This is a genomic window from Longicatena sp., from assembly GCF_982403165.1.
In genome coordinates, this window is sequence record NZ_CEVYEL010000007.1 from 1 (window position 1) to 21,532 (window position 21,532).

At 36.9% G+C, this 21,532-nt stretch carries 14 protein-coding genes; all 14 read left to right on the top strand.

The features are described from left to right. Nucleotides 1–345 precede the first annotated feature (345 nt). The 14 genes from AC1VS3_RS02385 to AC1VS3_RS02450 all read left to right on the top strand — a co-directional run bounded on the left by AC1VS3_RS02385 (nt 346) and on the right by AC1VS3_RS02450 (nt 21,530). Complete coding sequence (locus AC1VS3_RS02385) at nt 346–708, top strand: hypothetical protein (RefSeq protein WP_008690465.1); 363 nt, start codon at nt 346–348, stop codon at nt 706–708. Nucleotides 709–1,290: 582 nt separating this feature from the next. Next, entirely contained in the window at nt 1,291–1,734 is a 444-nt protein-coding gene (locus tag AC1VS3_RS02390) for a hypothetical protein (protein WP_008690466.1), read from the top strand. Nucleotides 1,735–1,745: 11 nt separating this feature from the next. After that, entirely contained in the window at nt 1,746–1,985 is a 240-nt protein-coding gene (locus tag AC1VS3_RS02395) for a hypothetical protein (protein WP_008690467.1), read from the top strand. A gap of 575 nt (nt 1,986–2,560) precedes the next feature. Next, on the top strand, nt 2,561–9,367 hold the full coding sequence (locus tag AC1VS3_RS02400) for a discoidin domain-containing protein (RefSeq protein ID WP_481275487.1): 6,807 nt from the start codon (nt 2,561–2,563) through the stop codon (nt 9,365–9,367). Between the two features lie 313 nt (nt 9,368–9,680). Further along, nucleotides 9,681–10,877 carry an ABC transporter substrate-binding protein gene (locus AC1VS3_RS02405; protein WP_008690471.1) on the top strand — a complete coding sequence of 399 codons (1,197 nt, stop codon included), beginning with the start codon at nt 9,681–9,683 and terminating at the stop codon, nt 10,875–10,877. A gap of 96 nt (nt 10,878–10,973) precedes the next feature. Then, nucleotides 10,974–11,855: a branched-chain amino acid ABC transporter permease gene (locus AC1VS3_RS02410; RefSeq protein ID WP_008690473.1), complete on the top strand. Its 882-nt coding sequence runs from the start codon at nt 10,974–10,976 to the stop codon at nt 11,853–11,855. Between the two features lie 13 nt (nt 11,856–11,868). Continuing rightward, nucleotides 11,869–12,825: a branched-chain amino acid ABC transporter permease gene (locus AC1VS3_RS02415; RefSeq protein ID WP_008690475.1), complete on the top strand. Its 957-nt coding sequence runs from the start codon at nt 11,869–11,871 to the stop codon at nt 12,823–12,825. A 1-nt stretch (nt 12,826) separates the two neighbouring features. Further along, nucleotides 12,827–13,603 (top strand): ABC transporter ATP-binding protein, encoded by a 777-nt coding sequence (locus tag AC1VS3_RS02420; protein WP_008690476.1) that lies wholly within the window; start codon nt 12,827–12,829, stop codon nt 13,601–13,603. 2 nt (nt 13,604–13,605) lie between these two features. Further along, on the top strand, nt 13,606–14,310 hold the full coding sequence (locus AC1VS3_RS02425) for an ABC transporter ATP-binding protein (protein WP_008690478.1): 705 nt from the start codon (nt 13,606–13,608) through the stop codon (nt 14,308–14,310). A gap of 3 nt (nt 14,311–14,313) precedes the next feature. Continuing rightward, complete coding sequence (locus tag AC1VS3_RS02430) at nt 14,314–14,961, top strand: CBS and ACT domain-containing protein (protein ID WP_008690480.1); 648 nt, start codon at nt 14,314–14,316, stop codon at nt 14,959–14,961. Between the two features lie 720 nt (nt 14,962–15,681). After that, entirely contained in the window at nt 15,682–17,844 is a 2,163-nt protein-coding gene (gene nrdD, locus AC1VS3_RS02435) for an anaerobic ribonucleoside-triphosphate reductase (protein WP_132225143.1), read from the top strand. 11 nt (nt 17,845–17,855) lie between these two features. Further along, a complete protein-coding gene (gene nrdG, locus AC1VS3_RS02440; protein WP_270757355.1) occupies nt 17,856–18,383 on the top strand; it encodes an anaerobic ribonucleoside-triphosphate reductase activating protein in 528 nt (175 codons plus the stop codon). A 137-nt stretch (nt 18,384–18,520) separates the two neighbouring features. Further along, on the top strand, nt 18,521–20,185 hold the full coding sequence (locus tag AC1VS3_RS02445; RefSeq protein WP_132225145.1) for a hypothetical protein: 1,665 nt from the start codon (nt 18,521–18,523) through the stop codon (nt 20,183–20,185). 292 nt (nt 20,186–20,477) lie between these two features. Further along, a complete protein-coding gene (locus tag AC1VS3_RS02450; protein WP_270757356.1) occupies nt 20,478–21,530 on the top strand; it encodes a suppressor of fused domain protein in 1,053 nt (350 codons plus the stop codon). Nucleotides 21,531–21,532: the final 2 nt, after the last annotated feature.

Genomic DNA, 21,532 nt, shown 5'->3' on the forward strand with positions numbered 1-21,532 from the left:
GTATATATCTTTTTAGAAGTAGATAAAGGTTTTTGTCTATACATTATCGTTTATAAGTTATTTTATAAATTTTGTAATGGAACTTCAAAATGGCAGGTAATTGTAAAGAATATTTATTTATTCACAAAAAATTTACATTTTTAGATTTATTGCATATAATGATAATAGAAGAGATATAAGGAGGTTGATGCACATGAATAATGCATATCCTTACAATTATTATTTTACTGCCCACTCAGTATTAACTTACAGTAGCGCGAACAGTATTTCAAGTATATCAACTAGTGAACCTTATGATATTCGCATAGTAAAACCTTTTCCTTCTCTGTCTGATGTAGATTTAAAATGATAAAAGAATTTTCTAGTATTAAAATAGATTTTTCGAATAACGCTTTTCAAATATTAAATGGGACAGAAGGAAAATATTCATTAAGTGAAATAGAAAGATGTGTTGTTTTAAATGAAAAAGCTAGTAAAAAAGGGAAACAAGCTCCCTTCTTAGCTTTAATGCCTAGCTCTGGCTTACCTACTGGAATATTATCAACTCCATATTTGTTTGTGGGTATAAAGATTATTATGAAAGATAATCGAAATTTAGCTGTCTATGTATCAAAAAATAAAACACAGGTAGGAACAGAGCAGTATCAGAAAGATAATGATGAGGCTAAACAAATTGTAAAATATTTGAAATCCAGAATAAACACTTGAATATGAAATACTTTGCAGATAAAGTAATGTCGGACCGTATGGTATCTAAGTTTTATCTGTTTTAGTATAAGAATACATAAGCTTTAAATAAGACGAAAATAGTAGAAAGACTTGTAAATATGAAGCATGTAAGAGGGATTTTACAGTATGATAAGTAAAAAGCAAATTGTAGAGGCATAAAAAAATAATTCGAGTAAACATGGAGTAAAATAATATTGAAAATAAAAAGCTGAAAATTTTAGGTGAAAAAAGAGTAAGATATCGAAGAAAGATACCTTGCTTTTTTTTCGTGGTGTAAAGAAATCTGATAAATAAGGGGATTTTGTGAATACCTAGATGGTTGTATATGGAAAGTAATAATAAACTAAATTGTTAGTAGTGAAAAAATCATACTATTGTATTGCCTTTTCGGATCAATCAAAATTGTTTTTGGTAAAGGATAAATGCGTGAAATGATACAAACAGAGTATTCTTTTTTTCTATGCATGACAGGTTTCTTCGTTATGACTTTCTTGTAATTTCATTCGATATAGGGTATTATGTTTGTGCGGTAACTAAAAGTAATTAAATTGGAGGATCATTATGAAAAAAAGATTTTTGGCTTTTCTAATGGTTACTTTTTTGTTATGCGGATGTACGAGTTATGAAAGAGATGAATCGGCTGGAGAAGTCATTCAAATATCTTTGGCGGATATGGAATCAATGATGAAAAAAGGGCAAGAATTTACGATTGCCTTTACGCAATCCATGTGTGGGTATTGTGAGGACTTCCACGAATTATTTGAAAACTATCGTCAGAACCATCATGTGGTACTCTATGAAGTGCCATTAGAAAGAGAAAAAGAACAACCTAATGTAAATAGGGCAATCATACAACAATATTTTCCGGAATTTGATAAAACACCAGGCATTTTTTATGCCAATGGAGGAAAATGTATTGATAGTATTCATCAATCACAAAGAATGACGGAAGAATTATTTGATAACTGGGTGAAAAAACATAAACTTGATAAAAAAGTAAATTAGAAAGAGGCTATATGAAAAACAAAAAGAATGTATATACGTATTTTTTTGTGTTATCCGTTTTATTGATTATATATATGGGGTACACATTATTTACGACCTATCAGCAATTAAGTGCCTATTGTAATAACTATAACACAACAATGGCAGCACAGTGGGGATATTGTCTACAAACATTCCTGGCGGCGATCGTACCGTGCTTAGTCTATGCGTCTACATGCTATGGAATAGGGTATATGATTAAAAATCACTAAGGAAAGATTTTATACTGTAAGGTATCGGATAAATCTGATAAGTTGCAGTTTTTTTTATGGAAAACTAAATTAAGACAGCTATTAAAAAGTATATGTTCCTATAAAAGAAGGTAGAAATGATTAGAAATTCATTGCTATTTTCGCGAAAATTACATTTGTTACATTTACATTATTTACATCTTCATAACTAAAAAGTGTAAAAAGAATAATCAAAATTACAAACAGAAAGGGTTTACATTGATTTTACAAAGAACTAAAATAATATTGTCAGATGCATTCTATGTCATTTCTGATGTGATGAGGTGGATATCTGTTTTATTGTTCATGAACAGTTACCGCGTATATAAAAACTTATACTTTATTACACAGTTAATTTCAACTTGAAATTAACTGTTTTTTTATACATTGAAAGAAAATAACCTGAAAAAAAGCAGGGTTTTAGACTTTTATCAGATTGTATCAAAAAGTATAAGATTTGAAACATGAACAATAATGCAGAAAATAAAGGGAGGTGTTATGGAGAACGACTATGATATTCATATTTTAATAATGGAAAGGAATTTATGGGAAGGAATATGAAGAAAAAATCTATATTAAAAAAGATAGGGCCAGCATCCCTGGCAACCGTCTTAGCTTTCAGCGGTGTTTGCTCCAGTAATTTCAATATTTTAAAGGTGCATGCAGAAGAAACAAATGCGGCCTTAGGAGCAATCACAAAAGTTGAAAAAACTGGGAAAAACAAAATTGTAATCACATATGAGAATGGTTATCAAGGACAAATAACATTCCTTGAAAATGGCATCTTCAGATTTAATATTGATCCTTCAGGTAAGTTTGATCAATATGCAACACCTAACAGTAAAGATCATATCGGTAAAATTCAGCAACAGCCTGATGATTCAGATGAATATACAAAGCCAGAAGCTACTGTTACCGATGGTGATATTTTAAAGATCAGTGCTGGTAATACGATTATTGAATTTAACAAAACAACGAGCTTGATGACAGTTAAAAGAGCAGATGGCACTATCGTTATGCAAGAAAGTGAACCACTTACAATTGCATCAGGTAAAACAAGCCAAAAACTGGCTGCTTCCGCTGATGAATATTTCTATGGCGGCGGTACACAGAATGGTCGTTTCTCACATAAAGGGCAGGTTATCAAGATTGCTATTGATAATACATGGGTAGATGGCAGTGTATCATCTCCGAATCCATTCTACTGGTCAACAAAAGGTTATGGTGTTTTAAGAAATACCTTTAAAACAGGAGCTTACGATTTCCAGAATAGTAATAGTGAGGAAGTTATCGCATCTCATGATGAAAAAGAATTTGATGCGTATTACTTTATTTCTGATGCAAACGATAATGCTAAAAAAGCAGAAGAACTGCTTAAGGATTATTATAAGGTTACCGGAAATGCTGTTTTATTACCGGAATATGCTTTCTACTTAGGGCATCTGAACTGTTACAATCGTGATGGCTGGTCAACTGAGCAAACAGATGCTACCTTGAAAAATGGTAAAACCGGTGGACATACGTATTGGAAATTGGAAGATGGCCTGAAATATTGGGAAAATGGTTTAACAGATGGATATATCTTAAAACCAGATGCTTATGCAGAAACGCTAAATGGTACCGGTCCATCGACTATGACAGATAAATTTAATGCAAAAAAAGGAACAACAGAGGATATTTATAAATTCTCTGCCCGTGCCGTTATTGATGGACATGAAGATACGGATATGCCATTAGGCTGGTTCCTTCCAAATGATGGATATGGCTGTGGTTATGGTCAAAACGGCTATGAATACACAGGCGGTTCCATGGAAGAAAAAACAAAAGCAATTGATGCTAACGTACAAAACTTGAAAGAGTTTACAGATTATGCAACTTCCAAAGGTGTTACAACCGGTCTTTGGACGCAGAGTCAGTTAACTCCTTCAACAAGTTCAACACTGGAATATCAAAAACTTCGTGATTTTGATAAAGAAGTTAAAAAAGGCGGTATCACTACGCTGAAAACCGATGTTGCTTGGGTTGGTTCGGGTTATTCGTTTGGACTTGACGGTATCTCACGTGCGTATGATATCGTAACTGAAACTAAGAACAGACCAAACATTGTTACTTTGGATGGTTGGGCTGGTACACAGCGTTATGGAAGTATTTGGACAGGGGATCAGACTGGTGGCGATTGGGAATATATCCGTTTCCACATTCCAACTTATATTGGACAGAGCTTATCCGGTAATCCAAATATAGGTAGTGACATGGATGGAATCTTCGGTGGTGGAGATATCATTTCTACACGTGACTATCAGTGGAAAGCATTCACTCCACAGATGCTTGATATGGATGGTTGGGGAAACCGTGCTAAAAAACCATATTATAATGGTGACCCATATACTCCAATCAACAGAATGTATTTGAAAATGAAAGCTGAAATGATGCCTTATACATATACTTTGGCAAAAGAGGCTACGAATGGTTTGCCTATGATTCGTGCGATGTTCTTGGAATATCCTAATGAAGGAAATGCCTATAACAAACGTAATACAGAATATCAGTATATGTATGGTGACAGTTTCCTAGTCGCTCCTATTTATGAAAATCAGAAGAGTGATGAAAATGGAAACGATGTCAGAAACGGTATCTACCTGCCAGATAAAAATCAAATCTGGATTGATTACTTTACTGGTAAACAGTACAAAGGCGGACAAACTTTGAATGGCTTTGATGCACCACTTTGGAAACTGCCATTATTTGTTAAAAACGGTTCTATCGTTCCTATGTATGAAGAAAACAACAACCCACAGCCTATTTCTGATACCAATAAAAATGGTTTGGATAAGACTAAACGTGTTGTTGAATTCTGGCCGGCAGGCTCTACAAGCTTCTCACTTTATGAAGATGATGGAAACTACATTGACAATAGCAATAAAGAAGAAGTATCTTACGGTGGAAGTGTCACAACAAAATTCACATCGAATGTAGAAGGCACAACAGCTACTTTGAAAGCAGAAAAATCTGTAGGCAGCTATACAGGATACAATAGCAACCGCAATACTACCTTTGTCGTAAATGTATCAAAAGAACCTACAAAAGTAACTGCGAAAAATGGAAGCAGTGAATTAGCACTTCAAAAAGTTACTTCTCAAGAAGAATTTGATAAAGCTAGCGGAAATGTATATTTCTATAACGATGCACCTAATCTGAACAAATATACAAAAGATACTGAAAACTTCAAAGTTGACATCACAGTAAATCCTAAACTGTATGTTAAATTTGCTAAAACAGATGTTGCTAGCAATGAACAGACGTTAGTCATTGAAGGTTTTGAAAATAAAGCAGATTTCTCAAAAGACGAAGTAAATAAAGATTTAGCGGCACCTGAATTAAGCTATGACAATGAATCATTAACACCAACAAGCATTCAGTTAAATTGGACTGCTGTTGATGGAGCTACTTCTTATGAACTTAAGACGGATGGCGTAATTAACAGCGTTGGTACTGAAACTAGCTTCTTAGATAAAAACTTAGACTATCATTCTGCACATACGTATCAAATCCGTTCAAGAAATGCAGAAGGTTATTCTGAATGGAGTAATGAATTACAAGTTACAACTTTAGAAGACCCATGGAGAAATGTGCCAGAACAAAGCATCAAATGGGAGTATGGCGATCAATGGGGTAAAATAGCGCATGCAAATGATAAAAACTTCAATACGATGTTCCATTCCACAGGGGATGCAACCGGCAAAGATCTTATTATTGATATGGGCTTAGCGTATCCACTTGATAAGTTTGAATACTATCCTCGTGGCGATGCGAATGATGGATCAGGTACTGTAGGAACAGGTTCTAATGGTACGGTACATCAGTTGGATGTTTCCATTAGTATGGATGGCTGGAACTGGATCAAAGTTCAAAATGGTGCAGAACATCCTTGGAGTTATACAAAGGGTGACAGCATTCAAGACAGTGTAAAAACAGTTGATTTAACTGGTAAAACAGCACGTTATGTAAAACTGAATGTAGTTGAATCTAACGGTAAATTCTTCGCAAGTAACGGTCTTTATGTTTATAAAGCTGATGGAAGCAAAGGCTTTGCTGTAGGAAGTAGTTTACAAAAACCTACCGTAACCGAAGGCGATTATACAAATATGAGTCAGTATATCGGTAGATCTAAATACTTCCAAAAGACAACCTTTGATGCACAGATCAAGGCACATGGTGCTGACATTAACTACAATGATGTATATGATGCTTATGATTATGCATTTACAATGTTCCAGTTAGATGGCGGAACTAAGAAAACGGGTAATGTAGCGGGTAACATGCTATTCATCCCTAGTGTAGAATCTGTAAAAGCCGGGGAAAAATTCACCGTTGATATTTATGGCGATAGTATGAAGAATGTCAATGGGTTAGGAGCATTAGTTTTCTATGACCCAGCTATGATCAAAGATGTGAAGACAAGCCAGAATCCATATATCGCTTCTATGGAAAATATGAGTATTGATACACCATTCGATGATGGAACAGGGGCTTTATTGAACTTGGCATTCATGAACAGAGGTGACAAGCCTTTAACAAGTGGTAACCATATCTTGGCAACTATCACAATGACTGCAAAACAGGATATGAATCTGAAGACAAAAGCGGCTGATTCTTTCTTAACGATTGAAAACGGCATCTTAATTGGACCAAACTATTCAACAGTGAAAGCTAAGATTAACGAAGAACCACAAATTCCTGATGCACCAGCGGTTAAAGATGTAACATTGAAACAAGAAGACGTTACAATGACAATAACAAATGAATTCTTGCCAACAGATGATGGTACAAACGTTGAAAAAATGATCAATGAAAAGAAATTTGATGGATTATTTAACGGTAACAAAGCTGATGGCGGCAGTGGCGCTGGATTTGACTTAGCTTGGGACATCAAAGGTTCTAACTTTAATGAAGAATATGTAACACTTCCATTAACATTACATGCTGCCTTGAAAGAAGAACAGACATTATCTAATATCAAGTTGTTCAATCGTGCGAATTTAGGAAATGGTGCGGTTGGCAAGGTGAAATATACGATCACTTATGCCGATGATTCTAAAGAAGAAAAAGAAATCACCGGCAAACAGTTAGAATATGCTTACGCTCCTGCAAAAGCAGATACAAAAGTTAAGAATGTCGATATTGAATTATTTGCTGCTGAAGGTGCTTCAAGCAAATATATGTCTATATCAGAGCTGGAATTCGTTCATGCAGACAAAGTAAGTGTTAAAGAAGTTATTTTAGATAAAGCGAATGCGACTGATTTATTCAAAGATGAAATTAGTCCTGTTAAAGCGTCAGTTACAACAGAACCTAACGCACCTGCTAATCAATACTATAAGGTTGAAAGCTCGGATCCTAGTGTTGCAAGTATTATTATGACTGGTGAAAGCACAAATATTTCATACCTTGTACGTACATTAAAGGCTGGTAAGACAACAATTACAGTTACATCGATCACAGATCCTAGCAAAAAGGCATCTTATGAATTAACTGTAAAAGAAGGTGTCAATACGACTGATTTAATGGCGGCAATTGAAAAAGGTAATAAATATAGCAGCCTTCTGTATACAGAAGATTCTTACAAAGTATTAACAGACGCTCTGAATGCGGCTGCAGATATGTTGAAGGATGGAAATTATACAAAATCACAGGTGGATAGTGCAACGACAAGTATCTTGAATGCGATTACTGGATTAGAAGTAAAACCATTGGATAAAGAACTGCTGATTAACAAAGAAGCTAGCAATAACAAAGATGGTGTAGTTGTTAAGAGTGTTTCAAGCGAAATCACAGCTGATGATGGCGAAGATGGAGCAGCTATTAATGTCTTAGACTACAATGAGGGTTCTTATTGGCATACAAACTATCTAGTAGCAGATGAAAGAAAAATGCCTCAGGATATTGTATTTGATTTAGGCAAGGATTATACACTTAGCAATGTAACCTTCCTGCCTCGTCAGAGTAAAGGCGGAGCTAATGGCGATATCCTTAAAGCAGAAATTCAAGTTAGTGAAGATGGCAAAGAATTCAAATCTGTAGGTGTATTTGAATTTGATAACGATGGAAAATACTTAAGTAGTAGAGATTGGCAGCGAGCTGCATTTGTAGATACATCTGGAAGATATGTGAAGTTCATTGCATTAAGTACAGGTGGCGATACTATGAATGCATATGCTTCGATGGCAGAAATTCGTTTCTATGGTAAAGAGAATAAGCCTGTCGTTACTGTAGATAAATCTAAACTGGAAACAGCAATCAATGAAGCAGCTAAGCTGAAAGAAGAAGAATATACACCTGAAAGCTGGAAAGACTTTGCAAAAGCATTGCAAGCAGCTAAGGATGCATATCAATCTGAAACAGTTGATCAGACTGCTGTAGATAATGCTATTAAAGCATTGAATACGGCAAAAGATAAACTGGAAAAGAAGACTCCTAGTGTAGTTGATAAGACAATCTTGAAAGCAAAAATTGTATTTGCTGAACTATTAAAAGAGGAAGACTATACAAAAGCAACTTGGGCTGATTTTGCGAAAGCATTAAAAGCAGCGAAAGATGTGGATGCGAATGAGGATGCAACGCTTGAAGATATAAATACAGCAATTGCAAATCTGCAAAAAGCTATAGATGCTTTGGAAGAAATCAATGAAGTACCTCCTGTGAACCCAGAAACAGGAAAAGAAGCATTGAGAAAACTTGTGAACGATGCTGCAGGATTCAATAAAGACGAATATACTGCAGAAAGCTGGTCGATCTTTGAAAAAGCATTAGCTGACGCACAAAAGGTATTGGATGATAAGGATGCATCTGCTGAGCAAATCGAAAAAGCTCAAAACGCATTAACAAAAGCAATTACTGATTTGAAAGCCGCAGAAGCTCCAAAACCAGATGATCCAGATACTCCAGATACTCCAGATACACCAGATACACCAGATACACCAGATACACCGGACACACCGGATACTCCAGATACTCCGGACACTCCAGATACACCGGACACTCCAGATACTCCGGATACTCCGGATACTCCGGATACACCGGATACTCCGGATACACCGGATACACCGGATACACCGGATACTCCAGATACACCGGATACCCCAGAAAAACCAGATGATCCAACAAAACCAGTTGAGCCATCAAAACCAGGGGAAACTACAAAACCAGAAACTAACAAACCTGATGAAACAAAGAAGGATGAAGAAGAAGTACAAACTGGTGATACTACGAATACCGGCTTACTGGCTGGCACGATGTTAATTGCTGGAGCAGGTGCTGTAGTAGTAATGATGAAACGTAAAAAAGAAACTGACAATGAAGCGTAATACTGCGTTTTATGTCTAATTCTAAATGGATGGGCATGGTATAACGATGCCCATCTTTTTACTATCTTTATTCTTATTTATTACCAGGATTCATAAGTTTTTCAACCATCATGATATGAAAAAGAAATGGCAATTTATGGAAGAGTTGAGATGTTTTATGAGATGTCTTGTAATAAAATTAAAATGTTTCTGAAAATTATGAAAAAAATGCAGAAAGTGCTTGCAAAATGTTTGCATTGAGGTATAATAAGGATAATCAATTTCAAAAACGATGAATTTGAGGATATGGAAAATGTTAAAGGAGAGAATTGTTATGGGAAAAGGATTTAAGAAATTAATGGCCATGGCAGCAGTTTCCGCTATGACTTTGACAACACTTGTAGGTTGTGGAAGTGAGGATGCCGGAAGTGCTGGCGGCGGTGATACACTTAAATGGGGTGTCAATTATGAACAGTCTGGTACAGCAGCTACTTATGGTACCAGTCATGTAGAAGGTATCAAACTGGCAGTGAAGGAAATTAATGCAGCTGGCGGTGTTGATGTCGGTGGTACTAAGAAAAAGATTGAACTTGAAATCAAGGACAACAAAACAGATGATACCGAAATGCCTCAGGTATATAACACTTTAGTAGAAGATGGTAATACGGTGATCTTAGGACCAGCTATTTCATCACTTACAAAACAGGCCTTCTCGATGGCAGAAGAAAGTAAGATTCCAACGATTTCAGCATCTGCTACCGATGATATGGCAACTTTTAAAGCAGATGGCAAAACCGTACAGTCTTATGGCTATAAGATCTGTTACTCTGATTCCTTCCAGGGAAATGCCGTTGCGAAAGCTGCTATGGATAAAGGCTTTAAGAAAGTTATCGTTTATGCCGATAACTCCAGTGATTATGCAAAAGGTCTGACAAAAGTCTTCACAACAAAATTCAAAGAATTAGGTGGAACAATTGTTGGTACCGAAAATTATCAGAAGGGTGATAAAGACTTTACTTCCATTTTGACAAAAATCAAAAATAAAGATTTCGATGCTATCTTTGTACCAGGGTATTATGAAGAAGCTAGTCAGATCATCAAACAGGCTCGTGAAAACGGTATTGATAAACCAATCTTAGGACCTGATGGATTTGACTCACCTAAATTGAAAGAAGTTGCCGGTGCGAAAGCATTGAACAATGTATATTTCACAACACACTTCTCATTGAAAGAAAACAACGATAAGATCAGTAACTTCCTGAAAGCTTATAAAGATGAATATGGTAAAGAACCAGATACATTTGCAGCATTAGGTTATGACTTGGCTTATTTCGTTAAAGCAGCTACTGAAAAAGCAGGAACCGATGATCCTGAAAAAGTAAATACTGCAATTGCTGAATACAAAGACTTCACTGGTGTAACAGGAACATTCTCTATGGATAAGGATCACACTCCTATCAAATCTATTAAATTAGTATCATTAAAAGATGGAGAACAGGCTTCTGTTGAAAACGTAGACGTAACCAAGTAAGACTATGATGGAAGCACGTAAATAAGGTGAAAGAACACTTTCACCTTATTTGACGTTTTTAAGAAGAGTAAATTCGTATACGAAAGGGGTATAAATATGACAATATTTCTGCAACAGCTGATCAACGGATTATCCGTCGGAAGTATCTTTGCGCTGATTGCACTGGGATATACCATGGTCTACGGGATTATCAAACTGATTAACTTTGCCCATGGGGATATCTATATGCTGGGTGCCTATGTGGGATTCTTCGCCTCAACATCACTTGGCTTGGGCTTTTTTCCAACCATGCTGTTAGCTATGGTGATTTGTATGGTGGCAGGTGTCTTGATTGAGAAGATTGCCTATAAACCACTTCGCCATGCATCACGCATCACTTCACTGATTACAGCTATCGGTGTTTCTTTGTTTCTGGAATATGCCATGATGTACTTCATGGGACCAAACATTCGTACATATCCAGCTGATTTCTTCCCACGCGAGGTATATACCTTTGCAGGATTACAGATTTCTAATCATCAGATTCTGATCTTTGTGACATCGATCTTATTGATGATTGCATTGCAGCTGATCGTGAAGAAGACAAAGATTGGTAAAGCGATGCGTGCGGTATCTACAGATCCGGATGCAGCAGCTTTAATGGGTATCAATGTAAACAATACCATTTCCTTTACCTTTGCCTTAGGTAGTGCCTTAGCTGGTGCAGCAGGTGTTATGATTGGTATGTATTATAATTCTATTGACCCATTGATGGGAATGATTCCGGGCCTAAAAGCCTTCATCGCAGCTGTCTTTGGTGGTATCGGCATTATTCCGGGCGCTATGCTTGGTGGAGAAGCTATCGGTATCTTGGAAACCTTGGCAAGTGGTTATGGTTTCTCGATGATAAAAGATGCCGTTGTATATTTGATTCTGATTGTCATTTTAATCATCAAACCAAGTGGTTTGTTAGGTAAGAATGTCAAGGAAAAGGTCTAGGAGGTGTACGTATATGAAAAGTCAATTTACAAAACGTAATCTCATTTGGACAATCGTTGTTTGTGTAATCTTCAGTATCTTTCAGATTGCTATTAGTGGCAGAATGATTCCAAACACATATCAGGTAGCTATTATTACGATTGGTATTAATATTATTTTGGCGTTAGGCTTGAATTTGATTATCGGCTTTACCGGACAGTTCTCGTTAGGACATGCTGGGTTTATGTCTATTGGGGCATATTCGGCAGCTATCGTATTGGCGAAAATGCCAAACTTAACTGGTTTATTTGTTGGTATGCTGGTAGGTATGGCGATTACGGCTGTAGTTGCTCTGATTGTTGCCATTCCAACCTTGCGTTTACGTGGGGATTATTTGGCAATTGCCACTTTGGGATTTTCTGAAGTTATCCGTATCGCTATTCAAAATATGGAAATTACCGGTGGAGCAGCTGGCTTAAGTAATATTCCTAAGCTAACAACATTCCCTCTGGTATTTGTGTTTATTGTTATTTCGGTAATAGTAATTCATAACTTTATTCGATCATCCCATGGACGCGCTTGTATTTCCGTTCGTGAAGATGAGATTGCCAGTGAATCCATGGGGATCAATACGACAAAATATAAAACCTTAGCATTTGTCATTGGTGCTATGTTGGCAAGTATTGCGGGTGCTTTATATGCGGCTTACTTCTATGTTTTAAAACCTACAACCTTTGGTTTCATGAAATCTATTGATATACTGGTTATTGTAGTATTTGGTGGTATGGGAAGCTTATCCGGCAGTATCCTTGCGGCGATTGTTTTGGGTATCATCAACCTTACCCTGCAAAGCTATTCGGAAATCCGTATGATCCTGTATGCTTTAGCCATTATCGTGATCATGGTCTATCGTCCGCAGGGATTGTTTGGCAGTAAGGAAGTTACCGATTTTCTGCCAAAGAAGTGGCAAAAGAAAAAGGAGGTAGACTAAGATGCCTTTACTTTCTGTAAAAAAATTAACGAAAAACTTTGATGGTCTTTGTGCCAATTCTAATATTAATATGGAAATCAATGAAGGTGAATTGGTTGGTCTGATCGGACCAAACGGTGCTGGTAAAACAACCTTATTCAATATGTTAACCGGTGTCTATGTGCCAAGTGAAGGTAGTATTGAATTCACGAAAGATGATAAACCAATTAAATTAAACGGTATTAAGCCATATAAAATCACAGCTTTAGGTTTAGCTAGAACCTTCCAGAATATTCGTCTGTTTAAGGATATGACCGTATTGGAAAATGTTCTGATTGCGATGAATAAAGATGTTGATTATGGCGTTATCACTGCCTTGTTGCGTCTTCCTAAGTATTATAAGAGTGAAATCGCCATGAAGAAAAAGGCAATGGAACTGTTAACAATCTTTCATCTGGAAGATAAATGTGAAGAGCTTGCCTGCAACTTGCCTTATGGAGAACAGCGACGTTTGGAGATCGCTCGTGCGATGGCCGCTAAACCAAAACTGTTATTCCTAGATGAACCGGCAGCCGGTATGAATCCACAGGAAACTGCTGAATTAACAGAATTAATTCGCTTTATCCGTGATGAATTTCATATCAGTATCTTATTGATTGAACATGATATGTCTTTGGTCATGAATCTGTGTGAACGAATTTATGTATTAGACTATGGAAAAATCATCGCATCCGGTGTACCGGAAGAAATCAAATCCAATAAGCGTGTTATTGAAGCTTATCTGGGTGAGGAGGTATAGGCATGCTGAAAATCGAGAATCTGCATATTAAATATGGGGCAATCCATGCCGTAAAAGGCATTGATATTGAAGTTAATGAAGGTGAAATTGTTACCTTGATCGGTGCGAATGGTGCCGGTAAGACAAGTATTCTGAAAGCCTTGTCGGGCTTGGTAAAGCCAAGTGAGGGAACCATTACCTATGATGGCAAAGTATTGAACAAGAAGAGCGCACAGGATATAATGAAAGCAGGAATCTCCCATGTACCGGAAGGCAGACGTATCTTTGCCGATATGACAGTATTAGAGAACCTTGAATTAGGTGCTTATCAACGTAAGGATAAAGAAGGCATCAAGAAAGATCTGGAAGCTATTTATGAACGTTTCCCTATCTTAAAGGATCGTAGCAAACAAGCAGCAGGAACCTTATCCGGAGGAGAACAGCAGATGTTAGCCATGGGCAGAGCCTTGATGGCAAATCCTAAGATCTTATTGTTAGATGAGCCTAGTATGGGATTGGCACCCATTCTGGTAAAAGAAATCTTTAGTATCATCAAGGATATCAATGCCAAAGGGACAACGATTTTGTTAGTGGAACAAAATGCCCGTATGGCCTTATCCGTAGCTACCAGAGCTTATGTCATGGAAACCGGTAAGATTGTTATGAGTGGTACCGGACAAGAACTTGCGGATAGTGAAGAAATTCAGAAAGCATATTTAGGAGGATAAAGTATGTACGTAAAAAATCGAATGACAAAGAATCCAATATGTATTGATGTAAATGCGAAGATCAGTGATGTTGTCGACATCATGAGCGAAAAGAATCTGCACCGTATTCCGGTAGTCAGCGGCAAAAAATTGGTTGGCTTGGTTACGGAAGGCATGATCAGCAAGAAAGGTGCTTCTAAAGCTACTAGCCTGAGCATCTATGAGCTAAACTATCTATTGTCGAAAACAAGTGTGGATGCCATCATGATTCGTGATGTGATTACCATTCATGAGGATCGTTTCTTAGAAGATGCGGCACTGTTGATGTTTAAACATGATATCGGTTGTCTGCCGGTTGTCAATGATGACAATGAGGTAGTTGGTATCCTAACTAGCAACGATGTATTAAGCAGCTTCTTAGATATCCTAGGTTATCGTACAAGTGGCAGTCGCGTCTGCGTAGAAGTTAAAGATGAGCTTGGAACGATTGGGGAACTAAGTAAGATCTTTGTGCGCAACAATTGCAATATCACGCACTTAGGTGTGTATAATCAGCATAATGGATATTCTGAGTTGATTTTCCGTATTGATACATTCCAGACAGATAATCTGGAAAAGGATCTGACAGAAAATGGCTATAAAGTTTTAAGTATTACAAAGAATCCTGCATAGGGTTCTTTTCTTTTGCCTTTACTTACATGCAGGAGGCAAGGGTAAAATAAGGGAAGTTATAAAGAAAAAGATAGGATTATGGTCATGAACTGCGTATTTTGTATGTTTTCAGTAAAAATGAACTGCGTATTTTGTATGTTTTGGCTAGTACTCAAGTGCATATTTTGTATGTCTTGGTGTTGCAGAACTACGTATTATGAAATGTTTACTAATTTATGTGCTTAAATTGCCCTATCAAAATGCAATTTAAAAAGCTCAAGAATGCCTATAAAGATTAGGGTATCTTGAACTTATGAGATAGCGAGTTAATTATTTCTTTGCTTTCTTTGTATACTATAAAATACCTATACAAGAGACTATGATAGGAGTAGAAACAAGCAAGGCATCAGCGAATCAAATGGGGGTAATAATCAGGAAGTGGAGTCCATTTCTCCAGATCCTTTTTTTAACCGATATCTTCATGGGGGGGAGCTCTAAAAAGTTAACGGCATCTTTCTTTTTATGTTAATTTTACTACGATGATGATGTGAAAATAAAAAATATATTTTCATTCACAAAGGCTATTCCAAAAATAGAAAAGCGATGAACAAAGGCTTTCTTTTATTGAAAGTTTTCACTTGTGAAATATGGTGATAAAGTTCTTTAGCATGATACTTTATTTTCTTCACTTTTTCCTATATAATGCTAAAGGATATTAGGAATGATGAAGAGGTGTAGTGTATGAATATCATAAAGAGAAGTGGAAAGGAAGTTGTCTTCGACGCATCAAAAATTGAGGATGCTGTCTGTAAAGCAAATCAAAGTGTCACCCATATTTACCAGATGAGTGGTGAACAGATTGCTCAGATCGTAACAAATGTCACGGCATATTGTCAGCATCTGAATCGCAGTGCTACCGTAGAAGAAATTCAAGATAAGGTAGAAGAAGAAATCATGAAGCAGTCGGCTTTTAAGGTAGCCAATAATTATATTACTTACCGATATAAAAGGGAATTGGTAAGAAAGTCAAATTCAACAGATAAACAGATCTTAAGTTTGTTGGAATTTGAGAATGAAGATGTGGCACAAGAGAATTCTAATAAGAATCCTACCATTTCCAGCGTACAGCGTGACTATATGGCAGGAGAAGTAAGCAAGGATATTACGAAGCGTTTTTTATTGCCTCCGGAAATTGTAGAAGCACATGAAAAAGGTATTATCCATTTCCATGATTCGGATTATTTTGCTCAGCATATGCATAATTGTTGTTTGGTAAACTTAGAGGATATGCTGCAGAATGGTACGGTCATTGGGGAAACGATGATTGAAAAGCCACATAGCTTTTTAACAGCTTGTAACATCGCAACCCAGGCGATTGCACAAATTGCCTCTTGTCAGTATGGCGGGCAAAGTATCACCATGTCACATTTAGCACCGTTTGTACAGATCAGCCGTGAAAAATTCCAAAGGGAAGTACGTCGTGAAATGGAAACAACCGGGGTACAGGTAAGCGATGAAATTATCAATGAAATTGCAGAGCTGCGTGTAAAGCGTGAAATCAAACAAGGGGTACAGACAATTCAATATCAGGTCATTACGTTGATGACAACGAATGGACAGGCACCATTTATTACCATGTTCATGTATCTGAATGAAGTACCGGAAGGAAGACTGCGCGATGATTTGGCTTTGATCATTGAAGAAATGTTAAATCAGCGTATTCAAGGTGTAAAAAATGAACAGGGCGTTTATATTACACCGGCATTCCCAAAACTGATTTATGTATTGGAAGAAGATAATGTGAGCGAAGGAAGCAAATATTGGTATCTGACAAAATTAGCTGCAGAATGTACGGCAAAACGTATGGTTCCGGATTATATTTCCGAAAAGATCATGAAACAGCTGAAGGATGGCAATTGCTATACATGTATGGGATGTCGATCTTTCTTAACTGTATATAAGGATGAAAATGATCAATATAAATTCTATGGTCGTTTCAATCAAGGTGTTGTAACCTTAAATCTAGTGGATGTTGCTTGTTCCAGTGGAAAAGATATGAAGGAATTCTGGCGTATCTTGGATGAGCGTTTGGCATTATGTAAGGAAGCCTTGATGTGTCGCCATAATCGTTTAAAGGGAACACCAAGTGATGTGGCACCTATCCTTTGGCAGAATGGCGCTTTGGCCCGTTTAAAGAAGGGAGAAACCATTGATAAATTGTTATTTAATGGATATTCCACAATTTCTTTAGGCTATGCCGGCTTATGTGAAATGACACGCTATATGACAGGAAAACCTCATACGGATCCAGAAGCTACTCCATTTGCGTTAGAGGTTATGCAGTATTTGAATGATGCATGTGCAAAATGGAAAGCTGAAGAAAATATTGACTTCTCCTTATATGGCACACCATTAGAATCTACGACATATAAATTCTCAAAATGTTTACAGGAACGTTTTGGCATCATTGAAGGTGTAACAGATAAAAACTACATAACAAATAGCTATCATGTCCATGTGACGGAAGAAATCAATGCATTTGATAAATTGACTTTTGAGTCACAATTCCAGAAGCTATCTCCAGGTGGAGCAATCAGCTATGTGGAAGTACCGGATATGAAGAATAATATAGATGCTGTTTTAGCTGTTATGCAGCATATTTATGATCATATCATGTACGCTGAATTAAATACAAAGAGTGATTATTGTCAGGTTTGCGGCTTTGATGGAGAAATCCAGATCATTCGTGATGAGCATAATAAGCTTATCTGGGAATGTCCACACTGTCATAACCGTGATCAGGATAAGATGAATGTTGCCAGAAGAACATGTGGTTATATCGGTACACAGTTCTGGAATCAAGGAAGAACACAGGAAATCAAAGAACGTGTCTTGCATCTGTAGGAGCAATCGCCATGTATTATGGAGCAATTAAAAAGTATGATATAGCCAATGGTCCCGGAGTACGCGTTAGCTTGTTTGTATCCGGATGTACAAATCGCTGTACGCATTGTTTCCAACCGGAAACATGGGATTTTACCTATGGACAGCCATATACAGAAGAAAGTGAACAAGAAATACTGCAGGCATTGGCCTCTCCTTATATTAAAGGCTTAACAGTACTTGGCGGGGAACCGTTTGAATTCGAGAATCAAAAAGTGTTGGTAAAGCTATTAAGAAAAGTGCGCAAAGAATTGCCGGAAAAAGATATCTGGTGTTTTACCGGTTTTACATTGGATGAAGATTTAATTGTGCAAGGGAAACGATATGGCGAGGATACCGATGAAATGCTCTCGCTTATTGATGTGTTGGTTGATGGACGTTTTATCGAAGAGTTAAAGGATATTACTTTACGTTTCCGTGGTTCTAGCAATCAGCGTCTGATTGATATGAAGAAAACCAGAGAGTGTCATCACATCGTATTAATGGATGAGAAAAGATAGTGTATATAACTGTGAGTGAAGCTGATTTGCTCACAGTTTTCATATTATCTTTGTGAAAAACTTTGATAAGAAAACTTTCTGTATCTTTTGTGATAAATATGATATAGTAAGTACTATCAAAAAGTGAGGTGCGTTATATGAAAAAATATATGTTATTTATCATACCGGTATATCTGGTATATGTTTTCGGATATTTCTATGTCGTATTACCGCCATTAAACTGGCATGCGCCAGAGTTTTGGCAGTTTCTGATTTTTACCGTAGGACCAATCTTAATTATCACCCTGATTTTCTCTTTAACCAATCAGGGAATGCATGCATTTGATAGATTAAAAGGCAAATTCATAAAGCAGACGGTACATGATGCAACAGCAAAAACAAGCAATTGGAAAACCGCGGCAAAACTAAGTGCGATTGCTTTAGCCATCATGATTATCTTTCCTTTTGCGTCATCCTTAATCAGTTCAAAAATCTTCCATGCAAAAGAATATGCAAACCGTATTGCGGTGAAGGATGTAAAGTTTAAGGAAATTCCGGAAGTGGATTTCAAAAAGACACCCATCATTGATCGAGATAGCTCAATACGTCTGGGTGATAAGGTAATGGGCAATATGAGTGAATGGGTATCACAGTTTAATGTCAGTGATGAATATACACAGATTTCTTATAAAGACAGTGTGTATCGCGTGACCCCGTTAACTTACAATGGTTTCATTAAGTATTTTAAAAATAAAGGGAACGGGATTCCTGCTTATATCACGGTAGATAGTACAAGTGGAAAAACATCTTTGGTAAAATTAAAGGATTTGGGATTGGATGGAATGAAATATGTCCCATCGGCAATGTTTAATGAAAATCTGATGCGTCATTTACGTTTCCAACATCCAACTGAAATCTTTGGTTCTCCTTCTTTTGAAATTGATGAAAAAGGAAGACCTTGGTATATTTGTTCGACCTATACCTATAAAGGGGTAGGGGCGAAGAAGAGTGTAACAGGGGCAATTTTCCTTGATCCGATTACCGGTGAAAGTACAAAATATGATAAAGGAAAGATACCGACATGGGCTGACCGTATTTTCCCTGAATCACTGGTTATTAATGAATTAGATGAAAATGGTAGTTTGCAAGGCGGCTATTGGAATTCCGTGTTTGGACAAAATGGTGTGACCTTAACAAGTGAAGGCTATAATTATTTAGAAAAAGATGGCGATATTTGGCTGTATAGTGGTATTACATCTGCGAATGCCGATGAGTCCAACTTAGGCTTTGTATTAGTGAATCTGAGAACTCATGAAGCAATGAAGATTGCGACGGCCGGAGCAAATGAAACCAGCGCTATGAAGAGTGCACAATCCGAAGTGAAAAACTATGGCTATGAGTCTACTTTCCCATTATTGATCAATATCAAAGGCAACCCAGTGTATTTAATGTCATTGAAAGACAATGGCTTGATTAAGATGTATGCGACAGTTTCAGCAGTTGATTATCAAAAGGTTGCGACCGTATCCAGTGATGAAGGCTTGGATGCCTTGTTTAAAAAGACTTTGAACCTGTTAGGTACGTCCAGTGACAATATCAGTGCCGAAAGTATGAAGACGGCAACGATTGTGGTGAAATCTATTGAAAAACTAAATGTGGAAGGAAATACATTATATTATATTCAGGCAGAGAACAATGAAATCTTTAAGATCTCCTTTACAACGAAATATGAGAATCAGCTGGTATTCTTAAAACCAAAGGATAAGCTGAATATCACTTATGTTGATACGGAAGGAATTAAAACGATTAAAGAAATTAAATAAGCAAGGAAGTGGAGCAATCATCTAAGCAATAGGATGAAAGCTTCACTTTTTGTTATGCTTGTATGCTTCAGCATCTCATACACTATGCAAAATACTGTAATCATGTTTCATATGATGAGTAAGATGAGAAAGAGATCGATGATACTATTAGAATACAAACAGAAAGCTCATAAGTTACTTAACAATATGATGTTTCTTCCCAATGAGCAAGAATCAAATGACTATTTTCTTTGAACAACTGTTCATTGTCTGCGATATCTTGTATAATAATAGAAAGAAATAGGAGGCTGTTATGGAGCAAATAAAAGAAGAAAGTTTGGCGTTTTCACAATCACCGCTATGTCCGATTGCGGCAGATGTTATCAGTGATGGTGAAAGCATCTATTTCTATATGTATGATTTGGATTATGAACAACAGCGTTTAATTGCCCGCAGTGCCTGTTGGGTCAAAAATCTGAAAGCAGCACCGGATGCGTTTGATCAGAATGCGATTGCTAAGGATCATCAGCCTATGCTGCCAAAGCAATTTTTGCAGGATCCAACAGATATTTCACCTTGGGATGAAGACAATATTGAAATTGTTTGGAGCAAAGAAGGGCATATCGCAGCTTTATATTATCAAAAAGAGCTCTACAGCATTATCCCAAGCTGGGCTGATGGAAAAAGCTTTAGCGGGTATACCCGTAATTTGAAAGAAAATACGATGGTAGGATGGAAGCTGATGGATGCTTATGAAGCTTTAGCACCACGCATGCAAGCAGGAAAGGCCTTCTGGGCACAGGAATTTAATGAGGTATGGAAAGCTTATCATACGCCTTACTTTGAAGATTTGTGTAAGATCTTTGACAAGGCAAGCAACTGTTATGATTTGCATAAGGATCAATTTCCAAGCCGTCTGTTAATGACCTTTGAAAAGGATGAAGTCCTATATGCATTTACAATTGGTGTGGGAATGTTTGCGATGCCAAATGCAGATAGCTATTATGATGATTATGAATCTTATGCACGTAGTGAGTTTGCTATCGCCTTAAGAAAAGATGTATATAGCGCAGATGAGCAAATGGAAGTCTTTGCAAAAATTGCCGGTTTATGCGAGCTGCCTTGGAAACAAATGGATTGTCTGGCTGATCAGCATACCTTGGATATGCAGCTTCATGATACATCGTATTGCATATTGTTAGATGATGATCATTTTGCCGACGCTTTAGCTTTATCAATTAAAAAACAAGGTGTCCATCTGACATGGATTCATCCAATTACACAAGAAGAGTTTAAACAAACAAAGGATGAACAGCAAAAAGCTGTTTTGTTGGGAAAACTGATACAGGAACCCCATACACGATAGGA